This window comes from Streptomyces sp. NPDC006372 (genome assembly GCF_040612515.1).
In the GTDB taxonomy this organism is placed as follows: domain Bacteria; phylum Actinomycetota; class Actinomycetes; order Streptomycetales; family Streptomycetaceae; genus Streptomyces.
Genome location: NZ_JBEXQJ010000031.1, coordinates 47,753 through 65,964, shown reverse-complemented (window position 1 = coordinate 65,964; position 18,212 = coordinate 47,753). Strand labels below are relative to the sequence as shown.

The following is an 18,212-nucleotide window of genomic DNA, read 5'->3' as shown; positions in this document are numbered from 1 at the left end:
GAGGAAAACCATGGGACTGCTTCTCGCCCTGCTCACGGGCCTCAGCGTCTGGGGCGTCTTCGCCGGCATCCGCATGTACCGGGCCGAGGCCAAACTCCCCGGCGATCTCGCCCTCGCCCTGGAGGTCGGCGCGACCCGCACCGGAGCGGTCGACTCGCTCATCGACCGCATGGGCATGCGCTACGCCCCCGCGGTGCTCCGCCTGATGGGCCCCAAGCAGGTCGCCAGGTACCGCCGCAAGATCGACCTGGCGGGCAACCCCGGCGGCCTCACGATCGACCGCTACGCGGCACGCCGAGCGGTCTACGGCTTCCTCGGGGGCCTGGGCTTCCTGGTGTTCCTGATGCGGGGCCAGTGGCTGGTCGCCCTGCTCCTGCTGGCCTTCGGCGCGTTCTGGACGGAGGTCGGCATCTGGTCCGCCATCCGCATCCGCAAGGACGTCATCGAACGGACCCTGCCGGACTTCCTGGACGTCCTCGCGGTCGTGGTGAGCGCGGGCCTCGGCTTCCGCCAGGCCCTGGACCGGGTCGCGTCCAAGTACGAGGGTCCCTGGGCCGACGAACTCCGCATCACCCTCCGCCAGATGGACCTCGGCATGAGCCGCCGCGAGGCCTTCGCGGAGCTGAGGAGGAGGAACGACTCCGAGCAGGTCGCCATGTTCGTCACGGCGTTGCAGCAGGGCGAGGAACTGGGCGCGCCGATCGTGGACACGCTGGTGTCCCTCGCCAAGGACATGCGCCGTACGGACGCGCAGAACGCCCGCCGCAAGGCGGCCCGGGCCGTCCCCAAGGCCACGATGATGATCACCACCTTCATGGTCCCGGCCACCATGCTCCTCCTCGGCGCCGGCCTGATCCTCGGCTCGGGCACGGACTTCGGCGCGGTCACGGGCAAGTAGGAAGGGGCGGCGACGGTATGGCGATGACAGGGGAACGACACGGGCTGCGCCGGTTACGCCGACGCGGCCCGGCAGCCACGACACCGCCGGAGCCAACGGCACCGCCGCCGAGCCGGGAGGTGAACGGCCGACCGACCCCCGACGACGCCCAGGCCCCCCAGCGGCCACCCGCCCCGGCACCCGCACCTGCCGGCGAAAGCCGCACGGTCGGCGTGGACGCCCACTCGATCCCACTCACAGACCAACCCGCACCAGCGTCTGCACCGGCACCCGCACCTGCCCCCGCCCCCGCAAACCCGGCGATCCCGCTCCAGGTCAACGCGCTACAAGCCCTGTGCCGCCAGGTCTTCGGCTTCCGCCTGGCCATGATCGCCCTGGCCACTCCCACGGCCCTCCTCAACGCCAACGACGGCCTCGCCACCCGCCTCGTCGGCGCAGCCGTGGTCGTCACGTTCATGACCTCCTACGTCCTCTTCAGGGACTGGGAACGCTTCGGCCCCCTCCTCCTCCGCCACCCCACGCTCCTCGCCGCGGACACCCTCTTCGGCGCCCTCCTGCTCATCGCCGCAGGCCCCGACAGCACCCTGGCCTACGTCAGCGTCTGCACCCCGCTCCTGGCAGGCCTCGTCTACGGCTGGAGGGGAGCCGCGGTCTTCGCCAGCCTCCAGGCCCTGCTCCTGCTCCTGATCCACGCGGCACAGCAGAACCCGCACCCCGGCATCGCCGAGGCGTCCTTCCTGCCCGGCCTCTGCGTCATCGCCGGTGCCGTCGGCTCGAGCCTGCGCACCCTCATGTTCCGCTTCGGCGCGGCCACCCAAGCCCTCACCACCGTCCAGGCCCGGCTCGCCGTCACCGAAGCGGTCAGCGCCGAACGCGCCCGGCTGGCCCGCGAGATGCACGACTCGGTGGCCAAGACCCTGCACGGCGTGGCCCTGGCCGCCGACAGCCTGGCCGGTTCGGCGGACACCGACCGCATGGACCCGGACCTCGTCAGACGACAGGCAGCACTCGTGGCCCGGTCGGCCCGCCGGGCAGCCGCCGAATCCCGCGAACTCCTGGCCGACCTGCGCCGCGAAGCGGACCCGGATCGGGCCACCGACGTCCTGGCCGAACTGGCCGCCCGCACCCACGCCTTCAGCGCCGCGACCGGCCTGCCGACGGTCTACCGCCCCACCGGCCACGGACCCGTACCCTCCGTCCCACCCGCGGTGGCCCGCCAGCTCCTCACCATCGTCTCCGAGGCCATGGAGAACGCCCACCGCCACGCCCAGCCCAGCCGCATCGAGGTCAGCGCAGGCATCCAGGGCGCCGAGCTCTGCATCAGCGTGTACGACGACGGCTGCGGCCTCCCCTCCTCCACCACCCTGGAAGAACTCCGCCGCTCGGGCCACTTCGGCATGGTCGGCATGGTGGAACGCGCCGCCGCGGTGGGAGCCCGCATCCGCATGGGCCGCGGCGCCCACCCCCAGGGCACGGAAGTCCGCCTGGAACTCCCTCTGGCGGCCCTGACCACCCCGACGGAACAACCGCGTTGACCCCCGAGAGGAGGCACCCGATGCCGGACCGGACACCGCACCCCCACCCGGGCGCACCCCCGCCATCACCGCCACCCCAGCCCGCGTCCGCACAGCCGTCGTCCGGCCTCCGAGTCGTCGTGGCGGACGACAACCCCGTGGTCCGGGCCGGCCTCACCGCGCTCCTCTCCGGCCGTGCGGACATCACGGTCGTGGCGGAGGCGGCGGACGGCCGCCAGGCCTGCGAGGCGGCGGACCAGCACCGCCCGGACGTGGTCCTCCTGGACGTCCGCATGCCCGGAGTGGACGGCATCTCGGCCCTCCCGTACCTGGTGCGGATCGCCCCGGTCGTGATGCTGACGTACAGCAGGGAGTCGGAGATCGTCCAGGAGGCCCTCCGCCGAGGCGCCGGCGGCTACCTCGTCCACGGCGAGTTCACCGCCGACCAGCTGATCGACGCGGTCCGGGACATCAGGCAGGGCAGGGCCCACTTCACCCCCACGGCAGCGGGCGCGCTCCTGGCCCGCCTACGAGAGTCCGAGGGCCTGGTCACTCAACCCCCGAGTGCGACTGCATACGGAACCACCACCTCCGCGAAACCGCATACAAGTCCCCAAACAGCTGCTCCACCAGCAGACTTCAACCTGCCGCACATCCCGCTCCCACCCACTTCTCCGGAAAACACTTCGCAAGCGCAACCGCATGTGGGACAGTTTTCCTCGGAGTGGACGAGTGGCCGTCCGGCCGCTCCCGACAGGTCGCGGTTCCAGCTGAGTACGAGGGAGGCGGAGATCATGGACCTCATCGCGTCCGGCATGAACAACCAGCAGATCGCCGCCACGTGCTTCATCAGCGAAAAGACCGTCAAGAACCACATCAACCGCATCTTCGCCAAGCTCCACAGCACCAGCCGCTCCGAGGCCGCCGCGAAATGGCTCGGCACGGCACGGCACGGGACGCACACCGCGGTCCGGGGTGACCTCCGGTGACGCCCTGGGGGAGGAACCGGAGGCCGTCTGCACGCGATTGGGCCCGCAATTGGGCCCTGGGGCCCTTACGGGGGCGGGCGGCCGAACCGTACGTTCCCCCTATCGATGTCGGCACCGCCGTAACCGGAGGGGAACCACATGAGCGACCTGATGCTGAAGACGGCCGTCGCGACCAAGGTCCGTGTGAACGGCTGGAAGAACACGACCACCGGGGCGATGCGCCGCCGCGCGGGCGACAGGGGGCAGACGGCGGTCGAGTATCTGGGGATCATCGCGGTGGTGGTGGCTATTGTGCTGGCGATCACGGGCACCAGTATCGGCTCGACGATCCTCGACAAGATCACGGCGCTGGTCAACCGGGTTGGAAATTGACCCGACCTCGCAAGTACGGCGACCAAGGGCAGGCCTTCCCCATCTACATCACGGTGGTGGGGGGCCTGCTCTTCCTTGCGCTCGCGTACTTCGCTGTAGGTCAGGCCACGGTGAATCGGGGTGGCGCTCAGACAGCGGCTGACGCTGCGGCGCTGGCAGCGGCCCAAGACCTCCGGGACCAGCTTGCGGACGAGTGGGTCGAGGCCGTTCTCGACCCTGATGCGTGGAACGACATCTTCGAAGGGGACGTGCAACTGGCAGAGGACCCGTGTGAGCGCGCAGGTCAACTCGCCGGTCAGAACGACGCCGATGTTCGCGGATGCGTGGACAATGGATCGCCCCTGGGCTACCAGGTCGAGGTGCAGACCAGGAAGCCGATGGGCGAGTCCATCGTCCCAGCCACCGCGCAGAAGAGGTCGACAGCGAACGCCAAGGCCGTCATTGAGCCCCTCTGCACGTTCAAGCCTCTTGCTGAGGACGCGGAGGATGACGTGTTGCCGCGACTCACCTGCAGGGACAACAAGAACTGGGACCTGAATCCCGACGATCTCACCGATCTTCCGGGACCTGAGGACCTGTTTGACGTCCACCTGGCCGACTGAGAAGCGAACGACGAGTGACGAAGGAAGCGGACAGATGAGTATTCGGTTCACTGCGGGGGCCCGCAGGATGATGGTCGCGTTGACCGTGGTGGCCGGACTGGCCCTCGGCACGGCCGGCTGCGGTGGTGGGGATGACAAGAAGCCGGACACCTCGACCTCCGCTTCCAAGGAACGTGGCTCCGCGCCGGATACTCAGAACGGGAAGTCAGAGGCGCCTCTGGCCGAACTCAAGGGGAAGGACGGCCTGCTTCTCCAGATCACTTCAGCACAGCGGGACGCAGGTGGCTTCATCACGGTGAACGGCCAGTTCAAGAACGACGGATCAGGTTCACTGGTCATCCCCGCCGCACTGCGCGGTGACGAAACGGAGATCCTCAAGCACGGCACCTCGCTCGGCGGCGCGACGCTCGTGGACTCGCAGGGAAAGAAGCGCTACTACGTGCTGCGTGACACGGACGGACGCCCACTGACCACCACGGGGCTCACGACGATCGAGTCCGGATCGACCATCCCCGTCTTCATGCAGTTCCCCACCCCGCCCACGAGCGCAACCGACCTCACCCTGCAACTACCGACATTCTCCAGCGGCACCATCAAGATCTCCGGGTGAGGCCGACCATGACCCCCACGCACACCCGGACGGCGACTCCACGCCTCGCCCTGGTCCTCACCGCCGCCGCCCTCATGGTCGCCACGAACATTCACGGCGCCGTGTCGGCCCACGCGGACGAAACGCCCGGCGTCCCCCCTGGCACCGAGGCCACCGCCTCCGCCCCCGTCGAGGTCGACCGGAACGACCCCGACCTCAAGCTCCCCGAAGGCGCCACCCTCGCCGAACCCAAAGTCCTCGACATCAAACAGGTCGTCGAAGAACAGAGCGGCGACGAGCGTCGTGAAGACACCAACGCCGACGTCAAGTTCGCCCTCCAGGCCGAAGTCCTCTTCGGCAAGGACAGCGCGAAACTCAGCGCCGACTCGAAGGCCCGGATCTCCGCGATCGCCCAGGAGATCAAGACCCAGAACGCGACGAAGATCCGCGTCTTCGGCTTCACGGACAACCTCGGTTCCTCCGCCCACGGCGACGTCCTGTCCCGCAAACGCGCCAACGCCGTACAGAACGTCCTGGACCAGGAACTGACCGACTCCAACGTCACGTACGAGGTCCGCGGCTACGGCGAGCAGTACCCGATCGCGGACAACTCCACGGAATCCGGCCGCAAGAAGAACCGCCGGGTCGAGGTCAGCTTCCCGCGCTCGGCGAGCTGAGTACCTCCCTCACGGCCCGACCTCCACCCCGGACGAGACGACCTCAACCCGCACCCCCTCCCGCACTCCCCACCCCTTCATCGCCCCAGCCATCGCCTCCACCACATGCCGAGCCCGCACCCGAGGCATCCCGAGCCGCCCTGGCGGCATCGTGCGCACGGCGATGACACGAAGGTGACGATCGAGGTAGGCCACATCGATCGGCATGCGCATACGAAAGGTGTGCACGCCACTGGCAGGGGAGAGCAGCATCGCCCCGTCGAGAAACTCCCGCCCCAACAGCCCCTTCGTCCGGGCCCGATATGAGGCGGCAATCTCCAACGGCACGGTGACGCTCGCCCCGCGCCCACCCCCGTGCACCACCAACTCGCCACACCCGTCCCGCCAACGCCCCGCCATACAGGCCCCCTCCGACCGCCGCACGCGACACTGCAGTGCACTGCACTGCCTGCCCGACCCCGAAGGTATTACGCAACCGTTACTGCTCGAACCGGTCGGCGAATCGCCGATTCCTCCCCATACACCCCGTCAGTTCACCAGCTTCACCCTGGTGCGGCCCCCCACCGCTGTATAGCTTTGGTTCGCTCAAGAGAAGCCTCGCCTCTGACCGGGAGCCGACCGTGAACCGCCGCCCCACCCTCCTCGCAGCGCTCACGCTGACCGCCGCTGCGGCCCTGACGCTGTCCGCGTGCGGGAGCGATGACAGCTCCAAGAACAAGGACAACGACAAGATCGCGGGCGCCGACACGGGAAGTGAGGCGTCGGCATCCCCGACCGCATCCGACCCGGCCCCCGCCGGTCGGCCCAAGATCGAGCTCCCGTCCGACCTCTCCTACACGTTCGACTGGCCGAAGACCGGCAACAAGGAGAAGGACGCGATCCTGGCGGACAGTGAGCAGTCCATCAAGGCCGTCGACCTGGCGATCGTCAACCAGGACGCGCTCGACAAGGCATACCTCTACTACTACGAGGGTGAAGCCGCCGCAGGGACACAGACGTTCATCGAGGCGTACGTCAAGGCCAAAGCGCGCGTCACGGGCGCGTACCGCTTCTACGACCCCGTCGTGAGCGCCCGGGGCAAGGATCGTGGGTCGCTCGTGTACTGCGAGGACCAGAGCAAGGCCTACGACATGTACCTGAAGACGAAGAAGGTCAACAAAACGCCGGCTTCGAAGAACAGTTACGTTCTCTACAACACCCAGCTGCGGAAGAACGACGAAGGCGTGTGGGTCATCGAGAAGATTCTCTCGCAGAGGGGGAGCGACAGATGCCAGCCTTGAGCGGAGTTGCCCGGACCGCGATCCTATCGTTTTCGATCGGATCGCTACTGCTGAGTGGTACCCCGGCTTTCGCCGACAACATCATCGGTGGCGGAGCTCAAGCACCCGCCAATCCGAATGTCAAGGGTGACTCAGACGGCAGCGGCACCCTCTCCTCCACGGCAGGAGTCGTCGTTTTCGATCGTTCTGACAATGGGTCGGGCCAGTCAGCAGGCTCTGTGAAGTCAGCTACGACTTGGACACCGCCTGCCTGCTACTACGCCCCGAAGTACACCCCCGATCAGCTGCAGAAGACCCTGGAACCGGTCTGGCAGGCGGAGTCGACGGGTTACCAGTGGGACGCCCTGCAACGCGACCGCTATGTCAATGGTCATCCCTACAAGGACTTCAACAAGGACAAGAAGGGAGAGGGCTACTGGTGGGATTCGTATGTCACGCCTGGGCGTGAAGGAGATCCAGGGGCCCTCGACTGCGACGAGGAGATCTTCTGGGTGGACAATGGAGACCCGCCGCCCCCCAACGTTCCCGACGCCATCACGCCAGAGGTGCTCGCCCAACTCGCGTACGCCGAAATCCGTGTGCCTTCGACCACGGTCGAACTCGCACCCCAGGAAGCCACCAAGGTGAACCTGCCGACCTGGGCCTGGCTGGACGCGGCGAAGTTCAAGCCGGTGTCGGTGACGGCCAGCGTCCCCCTGCTGAACATTCAGGCGACGACCACCGCTGAACCGGTCTCTCTGAAGATCGAGCCGGGCACGGATGACGCCGTCACCTACCCCGGCTCGGGCGAGTGCCGGATCAATGCGGACGGCTCGATCGGTGAACCGTACGCGAAGGGCAAGGCCGGCGAGACTCCACCGTGTGGTGTGAAGTACCTGCGTTCCTCCGGCGATCGCTCGTACCAGCTCCAGGCGACGGTGACCTGGAAGATTCACTGGACAGGCACCGGTGTCCAGGGCGAACGGCTCCTGCCTGACGGTACGTTCGGCGCCGATCAGGCCGTCGTCGTCCAGGAGATCCAGTCCGTCAACCGCTGACGAGCTCGGGGGCCTGGCCCAGTGGCCGAGGGATGGACCCCGCAAGGCGCAAAATGCCTTGTCCGGTGCCTCCCGGCCCGGATAGGAAGACCCCATGACCACACTCGGCGCCGTCTTCCGCCCCCAGCTCGCCCCCGAGCGGCTTCGATCCGTCGCCCGGGTCGCCGATGAAGCCGGGCTCGAAGAGCTCTGGCTCTGGGAGGACTGCTTCCGAGAGGGAGGTGTCTCCACCGCCGCCGCTGCCCTCGCCTGGACCGAGCGGGTTCGGGTCGGGGTCGGGCTGTTGCCCGTGCCGTTGCGGAACGTCGCCATCACGGCGATGGAGATCGCTTCGCTGCACAGGATGTTCCCGGGCCGGGCGATCGTCGGTGTCGGGCATGGTGTGCAGGACTGGATGGGCCAGGTGGGGGCGCGGGTCGAGTCGCCGGTGACCTTGTTGCGGGAGCATCTCGTCGCGCTGCGGGCACTGTTGGGCGGGGAGCGGGTGACGACCGACGGGCGGTACGTGAAGCTCGATGACGTCGCCCTCGACTGGCCGCCCCCGGCGGACCACCCGTCCGCAGTGCTGGCCGGGGCCACCGGGCCCCGTTCGCTGCGGCTCACCGGGGAGGCGGCCGACGGGACCGTCCTCACCGCCGGCACCAATGCGGCAGGGGTGCGGGAGGCACGGCGGCTCATCGGTGAAGGGCGGGAGGCGGCCGGACGGGGGGACGGGGCGCATCCCGTCGTCGTCTATCTGCTCACCGCCACCGGGGCAGGCGCCGACGACCGGCTGCGTGCCGAGCTCGCCGCCGAGGGGTTCGGGGCCGTTCCCGAGCTCGGTGTCGCCGGGGACGCGGGTGCTGTCGCCAAGGCCGTCGAGCGGTTGGTGGAGGCCGGGGCCGACACCGTCGTCCTCCAGCCCACCGCCGACGAACCGGATCCCGAGGGGTTCGTGCGCTTCGCGGCGGAGGACGTACGCCCGCTCGTTCCGTGACGTCTGTTTCGTGACGTCGTAAGCAGCCGGCGGGACCCGGCCCTGTTCGTACGTGTCCCCCCGTGTCCCCCGTGTCCCCGAGAAGCTCGGCCCCCCTCGTACCGGCAGGAGTACTCCCTCATGGCAGAGCCGCACCACCCCCGCCGCACCTTCGAGGACCTCGTCACCGAAGGCGCCTCCGTCCCCACCGAGGGGTGGGACTTCTCCTGGTTCGAGGGACGGGCCACCGAGGCGCGGCCCTCCTGGGGGTATGCCGTGTCCCAGGCCGAGCGGCTGGGGCGGGCCGGTGCCGTGCTCGACGTGCAGACCGGGGGCGGGGAAGTGCTGGAGTTCGCGCTCGGCCGGGCCGAGCGGACGCCCCGGCTCGCCGTGGCCACCGAGGGGTGGCCGCCGAACGTGGCGAAGGCCACCGCCCTGCTCCGTCCGCACGGTGTCGCGGTCGTCGCCGCGCTCGAGGACGGCCCGCTGCCCTTCGCCGACGGTGCGTTCGACCTGGTCGTGAGCCGGCACCCGGTCCGCCCGCAGTGGGACGAGATCACCCGCGTGCTCCGGCCCGGCGGGACGTACTTCGCCCAGCACGTGGGGCCGGGCAGCGTCTTCGAGCTCGTCGAGCACTTCCTCGGGCCGCAGCCGGAGGCCGTGCGCGGTGCCCGGCATCCCGACCGCGAGCGGGCCGACGCCGAGGCGGCCGGGCTGGACGTCGTCGATCTGCGGGCGGAGCGGCTGCGTATGGAGTTCCACGACATCGGCGCGGTCGTGCACTTCCTGCGGAAAGTGGTGTGGATGGTGCCCGGCTTCACCGTCGAGGCGTACCAGCCGCAGCTCCGCGCGCTGCACGAGCGGATCGAGGCCGAGGGGCCCTTCGTCGCCCACAGCACCCGGCAGCTGGTCGAGGCACGCAGGCCGGGCCCGTCGCCCGCACCACACCCCTGATCACGCGTGCGGCCCCGTCGACACCTCACCCATCACCAACTCCGCGGCCGCCTCCAGGACCTCGCCCACCCGCTCGGCCTGCTCGCCCAGCTCCCGCTGCTGCCGTGCCGTCAGCCGGACGAGCGGCTCGACCGTGACGGTGGTACGACGGCCCCGGCGCCGCTGGTGCCACACCCCGGCCACCACCCCGTCGACCAGCAGCACGGGGTAGTTGCCCGCCTGGCCGCCGCCGAGTGCGCGTTGGTACGCCTTCCCGGGGAACAGCCGTTCCCGGGGCTGCCCGGCGATGACGTACGCGTCGAAGTACGGCAGCAGCCGCACACCCCGCGCGGGCCCGTCCGGGAACTCGGTGTCACCCGCCGCCACCCACGCCGGTGTCCCCTCGAAATCGACCTCCTCGATACGGCCCGAGTCGGCCAGCTCGCCGAACAGAGCCATGGCCCATCCGGGCGGCGCCGCCAGCCACCTCGCGAAGTGCTGCGGGGTGGCCGGGCCGTACGCGTGCAGATAGCGGCGGACGAAAGTGCCCAGCGCGGCCCCGGGCGCCGTGCCGGAGCCTCGATCCGGTGCGGCCGCCGCCTCGCCCCCACTGCCCGCCGCGCCCCCACCGCCCTCCCCTCCCTCCCACTGTTCCCCTTCCTCCCACTCCTCCCGCGGCGGCTGCGTGTACGTCACCTTGCGGCCACGGTTCGGGCCGAAGCACAGCGTGCCCGCCCAGCCCGCCCGGTGCATCACCTGCCGCCAGCGCGGCCACATGTCCTGGAACGCCGGCATCACCCGGTCGCCGGCCCACGGGCCCGTACGGGCGACGACCTCCTCGGTCAGTTCGTCCAGGGTCAGGTACCTGCCGTCGAGCGCGTCACCGATCGCCGCCACGACCTGGGCGGCCTGCTCCTCGGTGAGCCGCACATCGGGCGGGAAGGGGCTCCGGCCGGTCGGGACCGCGGTCAGGGCGGCCGACCAGAGGGGGAGTTCGTGCGCCGGGAGCAGATGGATCGTGCCGCGTGGGCCATACGTCTTGATCAGGGACCGTTCGTCCCGGAGCGCGGCCCGCACATCCGCCCGCGTCACCCCGGTCGCCCGCATCCCCACCGACACCTCGGCCGCGGACGGCACCTGAGCGTGCGCGCCCCGCATCGCGCCGACCACTTCGGCGACCGGCGTGCCGCTCCCGGCCGGTCCGGATAGGAACTGCCGTCCGGCCCGCCGTGCGCCGGCCGCTTCCCACGTGATCCTCACGGTCGTCGTCATGGAACGACGGTAGGTGGCAAAGAGGACTGATTTCGTCCTATTACTGGTCCGTCCTGTACGAGAGCGCATGATGCCATTCACCCCAATACGTTCCAGCAGTCCCTGGGGTCACTCGTTTCGCTCACCCCACTTGCGCATCTCCCGACGAGGGTTTTCACATCGTTATCGCCCGTGGCTCGCATCGAGGGCCGCGACTGACGTAAGTTCAGACCGAGGTGATTCGCGTGAGCAAAGCTGCGCGGGCGGTACCGCGCAGTGGAGGGGGCTGCGCGGTGCAGGGCCCTCCTCGCTCGGGCCGGTCCCGGAGTCAAGCGAGCGTTCGCAGGTGGGGTCACCCGACGGAGGGTGTGGAGGGCGAATCGCCGATTGGCCTACAGGGGCGGAGAGGTCCCGGCCTTCATCTCGGTGCTCACGATTTCCCTGCGTGACGGCCATCTTTCGGCCAGATTCGAGGCCTGGACGACGGCTTCCGCAGCCACCGCCGCGTTGTCGGGCGACTCCGGAGAGTAGTTGTGGCACGCCGATGCACGCAGCATCACTTACGAAGGGTTATGGTGGAAACCCCCCCTCGGGCCGGTCCGTATCCCCCCCACGGACCGGCCCGTTTTCTTTGTGCGCCGGAGCGCGCCCCGGCGCACACCGGAACCGTGCGTTCCGCACCCGTTGGCGGCCTGTGGCGGCGGCGGGGGTAGGCTTCGCCTCCGGGGACCACCGCCATACGGGCAGGGACCGCCCGCGGCCACGACCGGGCCGCATGCCGCGGCCTGTCCGATCCGTACGGAGGGGCTGACAATCACGTGAACCTGCGCGACAAGCTGCGCGGCCTGCTGGTCAGGCTGTACGCACGCCGGGTGGAAGGCCACCTGGACCACGCTCAGGTGCCCAAGCACATCGGCGTCATCATGGACGGCAACCGGCGCTGGGCGAAGGCCGCCGGTTCCAGCACCGTCGACGGCCACCGGGCCGGTGCCGGAAAGATCGAGGAGTTCCTCGGCTGGTGCTCCGAGACCGATGTCGAGGTCGTCACCCTCTGGCTGCTGTCCACGGACAACTTCGACCGTCCGCAGGAGGAGCTCGTCCCCCTGCTCGGCATCATCGAGGACGTCGTCCGCACCCTGGCCGCCGACGGCCGCTGGCGTGTGCACCACGTGGGCACGCCGGACCTGCTGCCCGCCGGGATGCAGACGGTCCTGAAGGAGGCCGAGGAGACCACGGCGCACGTCGACGGCATACTGGTCAACGTCGCCATCGGCTACGGCGGCCGGCAGGAGATCGCCGACGCCGTGCGCTCGATGCTGCTCGACGCGCAGGAGCGGGGCACCTCGATGGAGGAGCTCACCGAGGCCGTCGACACCGACATGATCGGGCGTCACCTCTACACCAGCGACCAGCCCGACCCCGACCTGGTGATCCGTACCAGTGGTGAGCAGCGGCTGTCCGGATTCATGCTCTGGCAGACCGCGCACTCCGAGTACTACTTCTGCGACGTGTTCTGGCCGGCCTTCCGCAAGGTCGACTTCCTGCGCGCCATGCGCGACTACGCCGCCCGCCACCGGCGCTTCGGCGGCTGATTCGCGCACGAGGCGTCCCACCTGACGTCCCTGTTTCAACAAGGCGCCGCACATCGCCACACCTGGCCGCACCCGCCGGGCACCGCTGTCATCGCAGGTCGCAATCCTCCCCGGTACCCCTCCGAAGACGGATGTCACACGGAGTTCACCGGGTCGCCGTCATATGCCGTGGCATGGCGACGCTCGTTCGAGGGCATAAGTCAGACAGGTCGATGCCCGAACCACGGGTGTCGGATCTCAGCGGACGGCACGGGGCCGTCCGCCCGGGAGGCCCTTTGCACCAGCCCGATCGTGCGGTCACAGCACGGATGAAGAGGCGGAGGGCCGGTCCTCGGCCCGCGCAGGGCGGCCGACGACCGGTCGGGATCTTTCCCACCCCCTCCCGGTCCAGCTTTCACTCCGTCGCTCCCCGACCTCATCCGAGGGGGTACGTCCTTCCGTGGTGACCAGCGCAAAGCGCCACAAGCCAGACCGGCGCACCTATGTTCTCGACACCAGCGTCCTGCTGGCCGACCCAGGCGCCCTGAGCCGCTTCGACGAGCACGAGGTCGTGCTCCCCATCGTCGTGGTCACAGAGCTGGAGGCGAAAAGGCACCATCCCGAACTCGGCTACTTCGCCCGGCAGGCCCTCCGCCTGCTCGACGACCTCCGGGTGCGGTACGGCCGCCTCGACGCCCCCATCCCGACCGGGGACCTCGGCGGGACCGTCCGTGTCGAGCTCAACCACTCGGACCCCAGCGTGCTGCCCAGCGGCTACCGCCTGGGGGACAACGACTCCCGCATCCTCGCGGTCGCCCGCAATCTGCAGGCCGAGGGGTTCGACGTCACCGTCGTGTCGAAGGACCTCCCGCTCAGGATCAAGGCGTCCTCCGTCGGGCTCCTCGCCGAGGAGTACCGCGCGGAACTCGCCATCACGGACTCCTCCGGCTGGACCGGAATGTCCGAACTGACCCTGCCCGGCGAGCAGGTGGACATCCTCTTCGAGGAAGGGCACGTCTACGTCCCCGAAGCCGCCGACCTGCCGGTGCACACGGGCCTGACGATCCAGTCGGAGCGCGGCAAGGCGCTCGGGCGGGTCACACCCGAGGGCAGCATCCGTGTCGTACGCGGGGACCGTGAGGCGTTCGGCATCAAGGGCCGCAGCGCCGAACAGCGGATCGCGCTCGATCTGCTGCTCGACCCGGGCGTCGGCATCGTGTCCATGGGCGGCCGGGCCGGCACCGGAAAGTCGGCGCTGGCCCTCTGCGCGGGCCTGGAGGCGGTGCTGGAGCGCCGTCAGCACCAGAAGGTGATGGTCTTCCGTCCGCTGTACGCGGTGGGCGGGCAGGAGCTCGGCTATCTGCCCGGCTCCGAGGCCGAGAAGATGAGCCCCTGGGCGCAGGCCGTGTTCGACACGCTGTCGGCGGTCACCAGCCGGGAGGTCATCGAGGAGGTCACCGCGCGCGGCATGCTGGAGGTCCTGCCGCTCACCCACATCCGCGGCCGCTCGCTGCACGACGCGTTCGTCATCGTCGACGAGGCGCAGTCGCTGGAGAGGAACGTACTTCTCACCGTTCTGTCCCGAATCGGCGCCAATTCGCGGGTGGTTCTCACCCATGACGTGGCCCAGCGGGACAACCTCAGGGTCGGCCGGTACGACGGTGTCGTCGCCGTGGTCGAGAAGCTGAAGGGCCATCCGCTCTTCGCGCACGTGACCCTGAACCGGTCCGAGAGGTCCCAGATCGCCGCTCTTGTGACCGAAATGCTCGAAGACGGCCATATCTGACCGTTCCACCCCAAGGAGGGGTGGTTACGCAGTAGTTGGCGCCGTCCGGAAAGGCGAAGAGCCTAGCCGGGCGGCGCCTTCGCGTCTTGCGGTTTCTGTGAATTTCCCGCGTCAAACGGGATGTGAGCTTTCACACGCAACTCAGAATTGCCTTGCCCCGTCGTGTTACGGCAGAGTCTCACTCCTGTCAGGCCCCGCATACGACACACCTGTACCCCCAGCGGTACGGCACCACAAAAAGCACAGCTTCAACTGCATAGCGATGTCGTATGCCGCCCGAGCATCACGCGGCGCTCCCCTCGCGGGAGTTGCCCACCGGGCCCGCGCCTCCCGTGACCCCGCAGTTGGGGAGGCCAGTGCCAGGGGCACGATTGCGTCCGCGAGGGTCACCGAAGCGGGCGATGCTGGAAGGAAACCGTGTGAGCCGGATCTCGGTCCGGGGATTCGCAGTGGCCTCGGCCACGGCGGTCACCGCTGTCGGAAGCGTCGTCGGCGTTGCCTCGGGCAGCACCGCGCAGAACAACGACGCCGAAGCGACGGCAAGCGGCACCACTCTGCTCGCGGACATCCCCGCGGGTCAGCATGCCCAGGTGCAGACCGCGTCCCTGACTCAGCAGGCCGACGCACAGGCCATCGCGGCGGACGCGAGCGCCAAGAAGGACGCCGAGGAGGCCGCCCGCAAGGCCGCCGCCGACATGGCCATCGCCAAGAAGGAGGCCGCCGAGAAGGCAGCCAAGGCGGCCAAGGAGGCCAAGGAGCGCGCGGAGGCCAAGGACGCCGCCAGCCGTTCCAAGGACATCTCCGACATCCCCGTCGCGAGCTCCTACAGCATCGCCCAGATCCAGGCGATGGCGCGGCAGATCGTGCCCTCGGGGCAGTTCCAGTGCTTCAGCAACATCGTGGACCACGAGTCCGACTGGAACTACAAGGCGGTCAACCCCTCCTCCGGGGCCTACGGCATGTTCCAGGCTCTGCCCGGATCCAAGATGTCGTCCGTCGGCGCCGACTGGCGGACCAACCCGGCCACCCAGATCAAGTGGGGCCTGAACTACATGAACGACCGCTACGGCAGCCCGTGTGACGCCTGGTCGTTCTGGCAGGCCAACAGCTGGTACTGAGCCCGCGGCCCTGAGCCGCGACCCGCTCTTCGCGCGAGCCCCGCACCGTTCGACGGTGCGGGGCTCGCGCCATGTACCGTCGGGACGGACGGCTCCCGGGGGAGTGCTGCGCAGAGACGGGGGAAGAGGACGGATCATGTCGCGTGTGCCAGGGTGGCTCGGCCGGCTCGGTGCCGGACTGACCGAGATGAGCGAGCAGTGGAACGAGCGCCGCGCCGAGGCCGAACGGGAACGGGACGCCTCCGAGTCCCCGGCGGGAGCCGACGAATACGTGCCGCCGCCCCCGGACTACGCGCCTGACGTTCCGGCCCGGCCCGACCCCGCCTCGGCCGTGCCGTGGGGAGTGCGGGTCGCGGCGGAGGCGGGCTGGCGGCTGCTCGTCCTGGCGGGCACGCTGTGGGTGCTGATGCGGGTCATCAGCGCCGTCCAGCTGGTGGTGCTGGCGTTCGTGAGCGCCCTGCTCATCACCGCGCTGCTCCAGCCGACCGTGACACGGCTGCGGCGACTGGGAGTGCCCCGCGGGCCGGCCACGGCGCTGACGGCGATCCTCGGGTTCGTCGTCATGGGGCTGATCGGCTGGTTCGTGACCTGGCAGGTCATGGAGAACATCGACGACCTCTCGGGCCAGATCCAGGACGGCATCGACGAGTTGCGGAACTGGCTGCTGAACAGCCCGTTCCACGTCACGGACAAGCAGATCAACGAGATAGCCAAGAACCTGCGGGAGGCCGTCGGGGCGAACACCGACCAGATCACCTCGGCCGGGCTGGAGGGCGTGACGGTCGTCGTCGAGGCGCTGACGGGGATTCTGCTGGCGGTCTTCTCCACGCTGTTCCTGCTCTACGACGGCAAGCGCATCTGGGAGTGGACGCTGAAGCTGGTGCCGGCGGCGGCGCGGCCGGGAGTGGCCGGGGCCGGGCCGGCGGCCTGGCGGACGCTGACGGCGTATGTGCGGGGCACGGTGATCGTGGCCCTGATCGACGCGATCTTCATCGGTCTCGGCATCTACTTCCTCGATGTGCCGATGGCCGTGCCGCTGGCGGTGTTCATCTTCCTGTTCGCGTTCGTCCCGCTGGTGGGCGCGGTGGTGTCCGGGGCGCTGGCGGTGGTGGTCGCGCTGGTCACCCAGGGGGTGTTCACGGCGGTCATGACGCTCGTGGTGGTGCTGGCGGTGCAGCAGATCGAGGGGCACATCCTGCAGCCGTTCATCCTGGGGCGGGCGGTGCGGGTGCATCCGCTCGCGGTGGTGTTGTCGGTCGCGGCGGGCGGGATGACCGCCGGGATCGGGGGCGCGGTGGTCGCCGTGCCGTTGGTGGCGGTCACGAACACGGTCGCCGGATATCTGAGGGCGCACTCACGGGAGTCGGCGCTGAGGCGTGCGGTGCGGCAGCAGCCGCGGGAGGCTACGGCGGTGAGCGCGCAGGCCGTTTCGGACGCTCCGGCGGAGTAACGGACGCCGAACGCACGAACAGGGCCCCGTCCACCATGCGGTGGACGGGGCCCTGAGGTTCAGCGCCCGCGAGCCGGAGTCACTCCGACAGGACCGCCTCGGCGTCCAGCGTGACGCCGACCGCCTGGATCACGGAGGCGATCTTGAAGGCCTCCTGGATGACCTCGCGGTCGAGGCCGGCCTTGCGGAGGACCTGCTCGTGGGAGTCGAGGCACATGCCGCAGCCGTTGATCGCGGAGACCGCGAAGGACCACAGCTCGAAGTCGACCTTGTCGACGCCCGGGTTGCCGATGACGTTCATCCGCAGGCCCGCGCGCAGGTTGCCGTACTCGTGGTCCGACAGCAGGTGGCGCGTGCGGTAGAAGACGTTGTTCATCGCCATCACCGCGGCCGCCGACTTCGCCGCCGTGTAGGCCTCCGGCGACAGGTTCGCCTTCGCCTCGGGCTCCAGCTCGCGCAGCACGATCGGGGAGCGGGAGGCGATCGCCGTCGCCAGGACCGTGCCCCACAGCTGCTGGGCCGGCAGGTCCGAGTTGCCGATGACCGAGCCCAGGTTGAGCTTCAGGTCCTTGGCGTAGTCCGGTATCGAGGACTTCAGGGCATCCAGCGACATCTCAGATCACTCCCCGGAGAGCAGCTTGACCGGGTCGAGGGTCTCGTCGCCCTTCGACCAGTTGCACGGGCAGAGCTCGTCCGTCTGGAGCGCGTCCAGGACCCGCAGGACCTCCTTCGGGTTACGGCCGACCGAACCCGCGGTCACCATCGAGAACTGGATCTCGTTGTTCTGGTCCACGATGAACACCGCGCGCTTGGCGAAGCCGTCCTCGCCCTCGATGCCGAGGTCGCGCATGAGCTGGTGCTTGGAGTCGGCCATCATCGGGAACGGCAGGTCGCGCAGGTCGTCGTGGTCCTTGCGCCAGGCGTGGTGGACGAACTCGGAGTCGCCGGAGAAGCCCAGGACCTGAGCGTCGCGGTCGGCGAACTCCTCGTTCAGCTTGCCGAAGGCGGCGATCTCGGTGGGGCACACGAAGGTGAAGTCCTTGGGCCAGGCGAAGATCACCTTCCACTTGCCTTCGTAGGTCTTGTGGTTGATCTCCTCGAACTCCTTGCCGGCCTCCAGCGAGACGCAGGCGGTCAGTTCGAACTCGGGGAACTTGTCACCGACGGTGAGCACACACTCTCCTTGCAGC

19 protein-coding genes are annotated in these 18,212 nt (G+C 69.2%); 15 read left to right on the top strand and 4 right to left on the bottom strand.

Annotated elements, in window-relative coordinates; translation table 11 throughout:
• Positions 1-10 precede the first annotated feature (10 nt).
• The 7 genes from ABZ016_RS33185 to ABZ016_RS33155 all read left to right on the top strand — a co-directional run bounded on the left by ABZ016_RS33185 (position 11) and on the right by ABZ016_RS33155 (position 5,641).
• Positions 11-898: a DUF5936 domain-containing protein gene (locus ABZ016_RS33185; RefSeq protein WP_356920405.1), complete on the top strand. Its 888-nt coding sequence runs from the start codon at positions 11-13 to the stop codon at positions 896-898.
• Positions 899-915: 17 nt separating this feature from the next.
• Positions 916-2,433, top strand: a complete 1,518-nt coding sequence (locus ABZ016_RS33180; RefSeq protein ID WP_356920404.1) for a histidine kinase — start codon at positions 916-918, stop codon at positions 2,431-2,433.
• Positions 2,434-2,453: 20 nt separating this feature from the next.
• Positions 2,454-3,401 (top strand): response regulator transcription factor, encoded by a 948-nt coding sequence (locus ABZ016_RS33175; RefSeq protein WP_356920403.1) that lies wholly within the window; start codon positions 2,454-2,456, stop codon positions 3,399-3,401.
• Between the two features lie 138 nt (positions 3,402-3,539).
• Positions 3,540-3,773: a hypothetical protein gene (locus ABZ016_RS33170; RefSeq protein ID WP_356920402.1), complete on the top strand. Its 234-nt coding sequence runs from the start codon at positions 3,540-3,542 to the stop codon at positions 3,771-3,773.
• A complete protein-coding gene (locus tag ABZ016_RS33165) occupies positions 3,770-4,375 on the top strand; it encodes a pilus assembly protein TadG-related protein (protein ID WP_356920401.1) in 606 nt (201 codons plus the stop codon). Before ABZ016_RS33170 ends, ABZ016_RS33165 begins: the two co-directional genes overlap by 4 nt.
• 34 nt (positions 4,376-4,409) lie before the next feature.
• On the top strand, positions 4,410-4,985 hold the full coding sequence (locus ABZ016_RS33160; RefSeq protein WP_356920443.1) for a hypothetical protein: 576 nt from the start codon (positions 4,410-4,412) through the stop codon (positions 4,983-4,985).
• 8 nt (positions 4,986-4,993) lie between these two features.
• On the top strand, positions 4,994-5,641 hold the full coding sequence (locus ABZ016_RS33155; RefSeq protein ID WP_356920400.1) for an OmpA family protein: 648 nt from the start codon (positions 4,994-4,996) through the stop codon (positions 5,639-5,641).
• Between the two features lie 9 nt (positions 5,642-5,650).
• Here the strand turns inward: ABZ016_RS33155 and ABZ016_RS33150 are convergent, their stop codons facing one another.
• Positions 5,651-6,040 carry a DUF192 domain-containing protein gene (locus ABZ016_RS33150; RefSeq protein WP_356920399.1) on the bottom strand — a complete coding sequence of 130 codons (390 nt, stop codon included), beginning with the start codon at positions 6,038-6,040 and terminating at the stop codon, positions 5,651-5,653.
• Positions 6,041-6,261: 221 nt separating this feature from the next.
• Between ABZ016_RS33150 and ABZ016_RS33145 the strand changes: the two genes are divergently transcribed.
• From ABZ016_RS33145 to ABZ016_RS33130, 4 genes are all read left to right on the top strand, one after another.
• Positions 6,262-6,921 (top strand): hypothetical protein, encoded by a 660-nt coding sequence (locus tag ABZ016_RS33145; protein ID WP_356920398.1) that lies wholly within the window; start codon positions 6,262-6,264, stop codon positions 6,919-6,921.
• Positions 6,909-7,958: a hypothetical protein gene (locus ABZ016_RS33140; RefSeq protein ID WP_356920397.1), complete on the top strand. Its 1,050-nt coding sequence runs from the start codon at positions 6,909-6,911 to the stop codon at positions 7,956-7,958. Before ABZ016_RS33145 ends, ABZ016_RS33140 begins: the two co-directional genes overlap by 13 nt.
• A 94-nt stretch (positions 7,959-8,052) precedes the next feature.
• Positions 8,053-8,934 carry an LLM class flavin-dependent oxidoreductase gene (locus tag ABZ016_RS33135; RefSeq protein ID WP_356920396.1) on the top strand — a complete coding sequence of 294 codons (882 nt, stop codon included), beginning with the start codon at positions 8,053-8,055 and terminating at the stop codon, positions 8,932-8,934.
• 120 nt (positions 8,935-9,054) lie between these two features.
• Complete coding sequence (locus ABZ016_RS33130) at positions 9,055-9,867, top strand: class I SAM-dependent methyltransferase (protein WP_356920395.1); 813 nt, start codon at positions 9,055-9,057, stop codon at positions 9,865-9,867.
• On the opposite strand, the gene ABZ016_RS33125 is transcribed toward ABZ016_RS33130, so the two are convergent.
• A complete protein-coding gene (locus ABZ016_RS33125; RefSeq protein WP_356920394.1) occupies positions 9,868-11,118 on the bottom strand; it encodes a winged helix DNA-binding domain-containing protein in 1,251 nt (416 codons plus the stop codon). It abuts the gene before it with no gap.
• A gap of 797 nt (positions 11,119-11,915) precedes the next feature.
• Here ABZ016_RS33125 and ABZ016_RS33120 point away from each other — a divergent pair.
• The 4 genes from ABZ016_RS33120 (at position 11,916) to ABZ016_RS33105 (ending at position 17,022) form a co-directional block, all read left to right on the top strand.
• Positions 11,916-12,689 carry an isoprenyl transferase gene (locus ABZ016_RS33120; RefSeq protein WP_356920393.1) on the top strand — a complete coding sequence of 258 codons (774 nt, stop codon included), beginning with the start codon at positions 11,916-11,918 and terminating at the stop codon, positions 12,687-12,689.
• A gap of 439 nt (positions 12,690-13,128) precedes the next feature.
• On the top strand, positions 13,129-14,454 hold the full coding sequence (locus ABZ016_RS33115) for a PhoH family protein (RefSeq protein WP_356920392.1): 1,326 nt from the start codon (positions 13,129-13,131) through the stop codon (positions 14,452-14,454).
• A gap of 419 nt (positions 14,455-14,873) precedes the next feature.
• Complete coding sequence (locus ABZ016_RS33110) at positions 14,874-15,572, top strand: transglycosylase SLT domain-containing protein (protein ID WP_356920391.1); 699 nt, start codon at positions 14,874-14,876, stop codon at positions 15,570-15,572.
• A 136-nt stretch (positions 15,573-15,708) separates the two neighbouring features.
• The gene (locus tag ABZ016_RS33105) at positions 15,709-17,022 is read left to right on the top strand and encodes an AI-2E family transporter (protein ID WP_356920390.1); all 1,314 of its coding nucleotides are present in this window, start codon (positions 15,709-15,711) and stop codon (positions 17,020-17,022) included.
• A gap of 79 nt (positions 17,023-17,101) precedes the next feature.
• Here the strand turns inward: ABZ016_RS33105 and ABZ016_RS33100 are convergent, their stop codons facing one another.
• Positions 17,102-17,635, bottom strand: a complete 534-nt coding sequence (locus tag ABZ016_RS33100) for an alkyl hydroperoxide reductase (protein WP_356920389.1) — start codon at positions 17,633-17,635, stop codon at positions 17,102-17,104.
• 6 nt (positions 17,636-17,641) lie between these two features.
• Complete coding sequence (locus ABZ016_RS33095; protein WP_356920388.1) at positions 17,642-18,196, bottom strand: peroxiredoxin; 555 nt, start codon at positions 18,194-18,196, stop codon at positions 17,642-17,644.
• Positions 18,197-18,212: the final 16 nt, after the last annotated feature.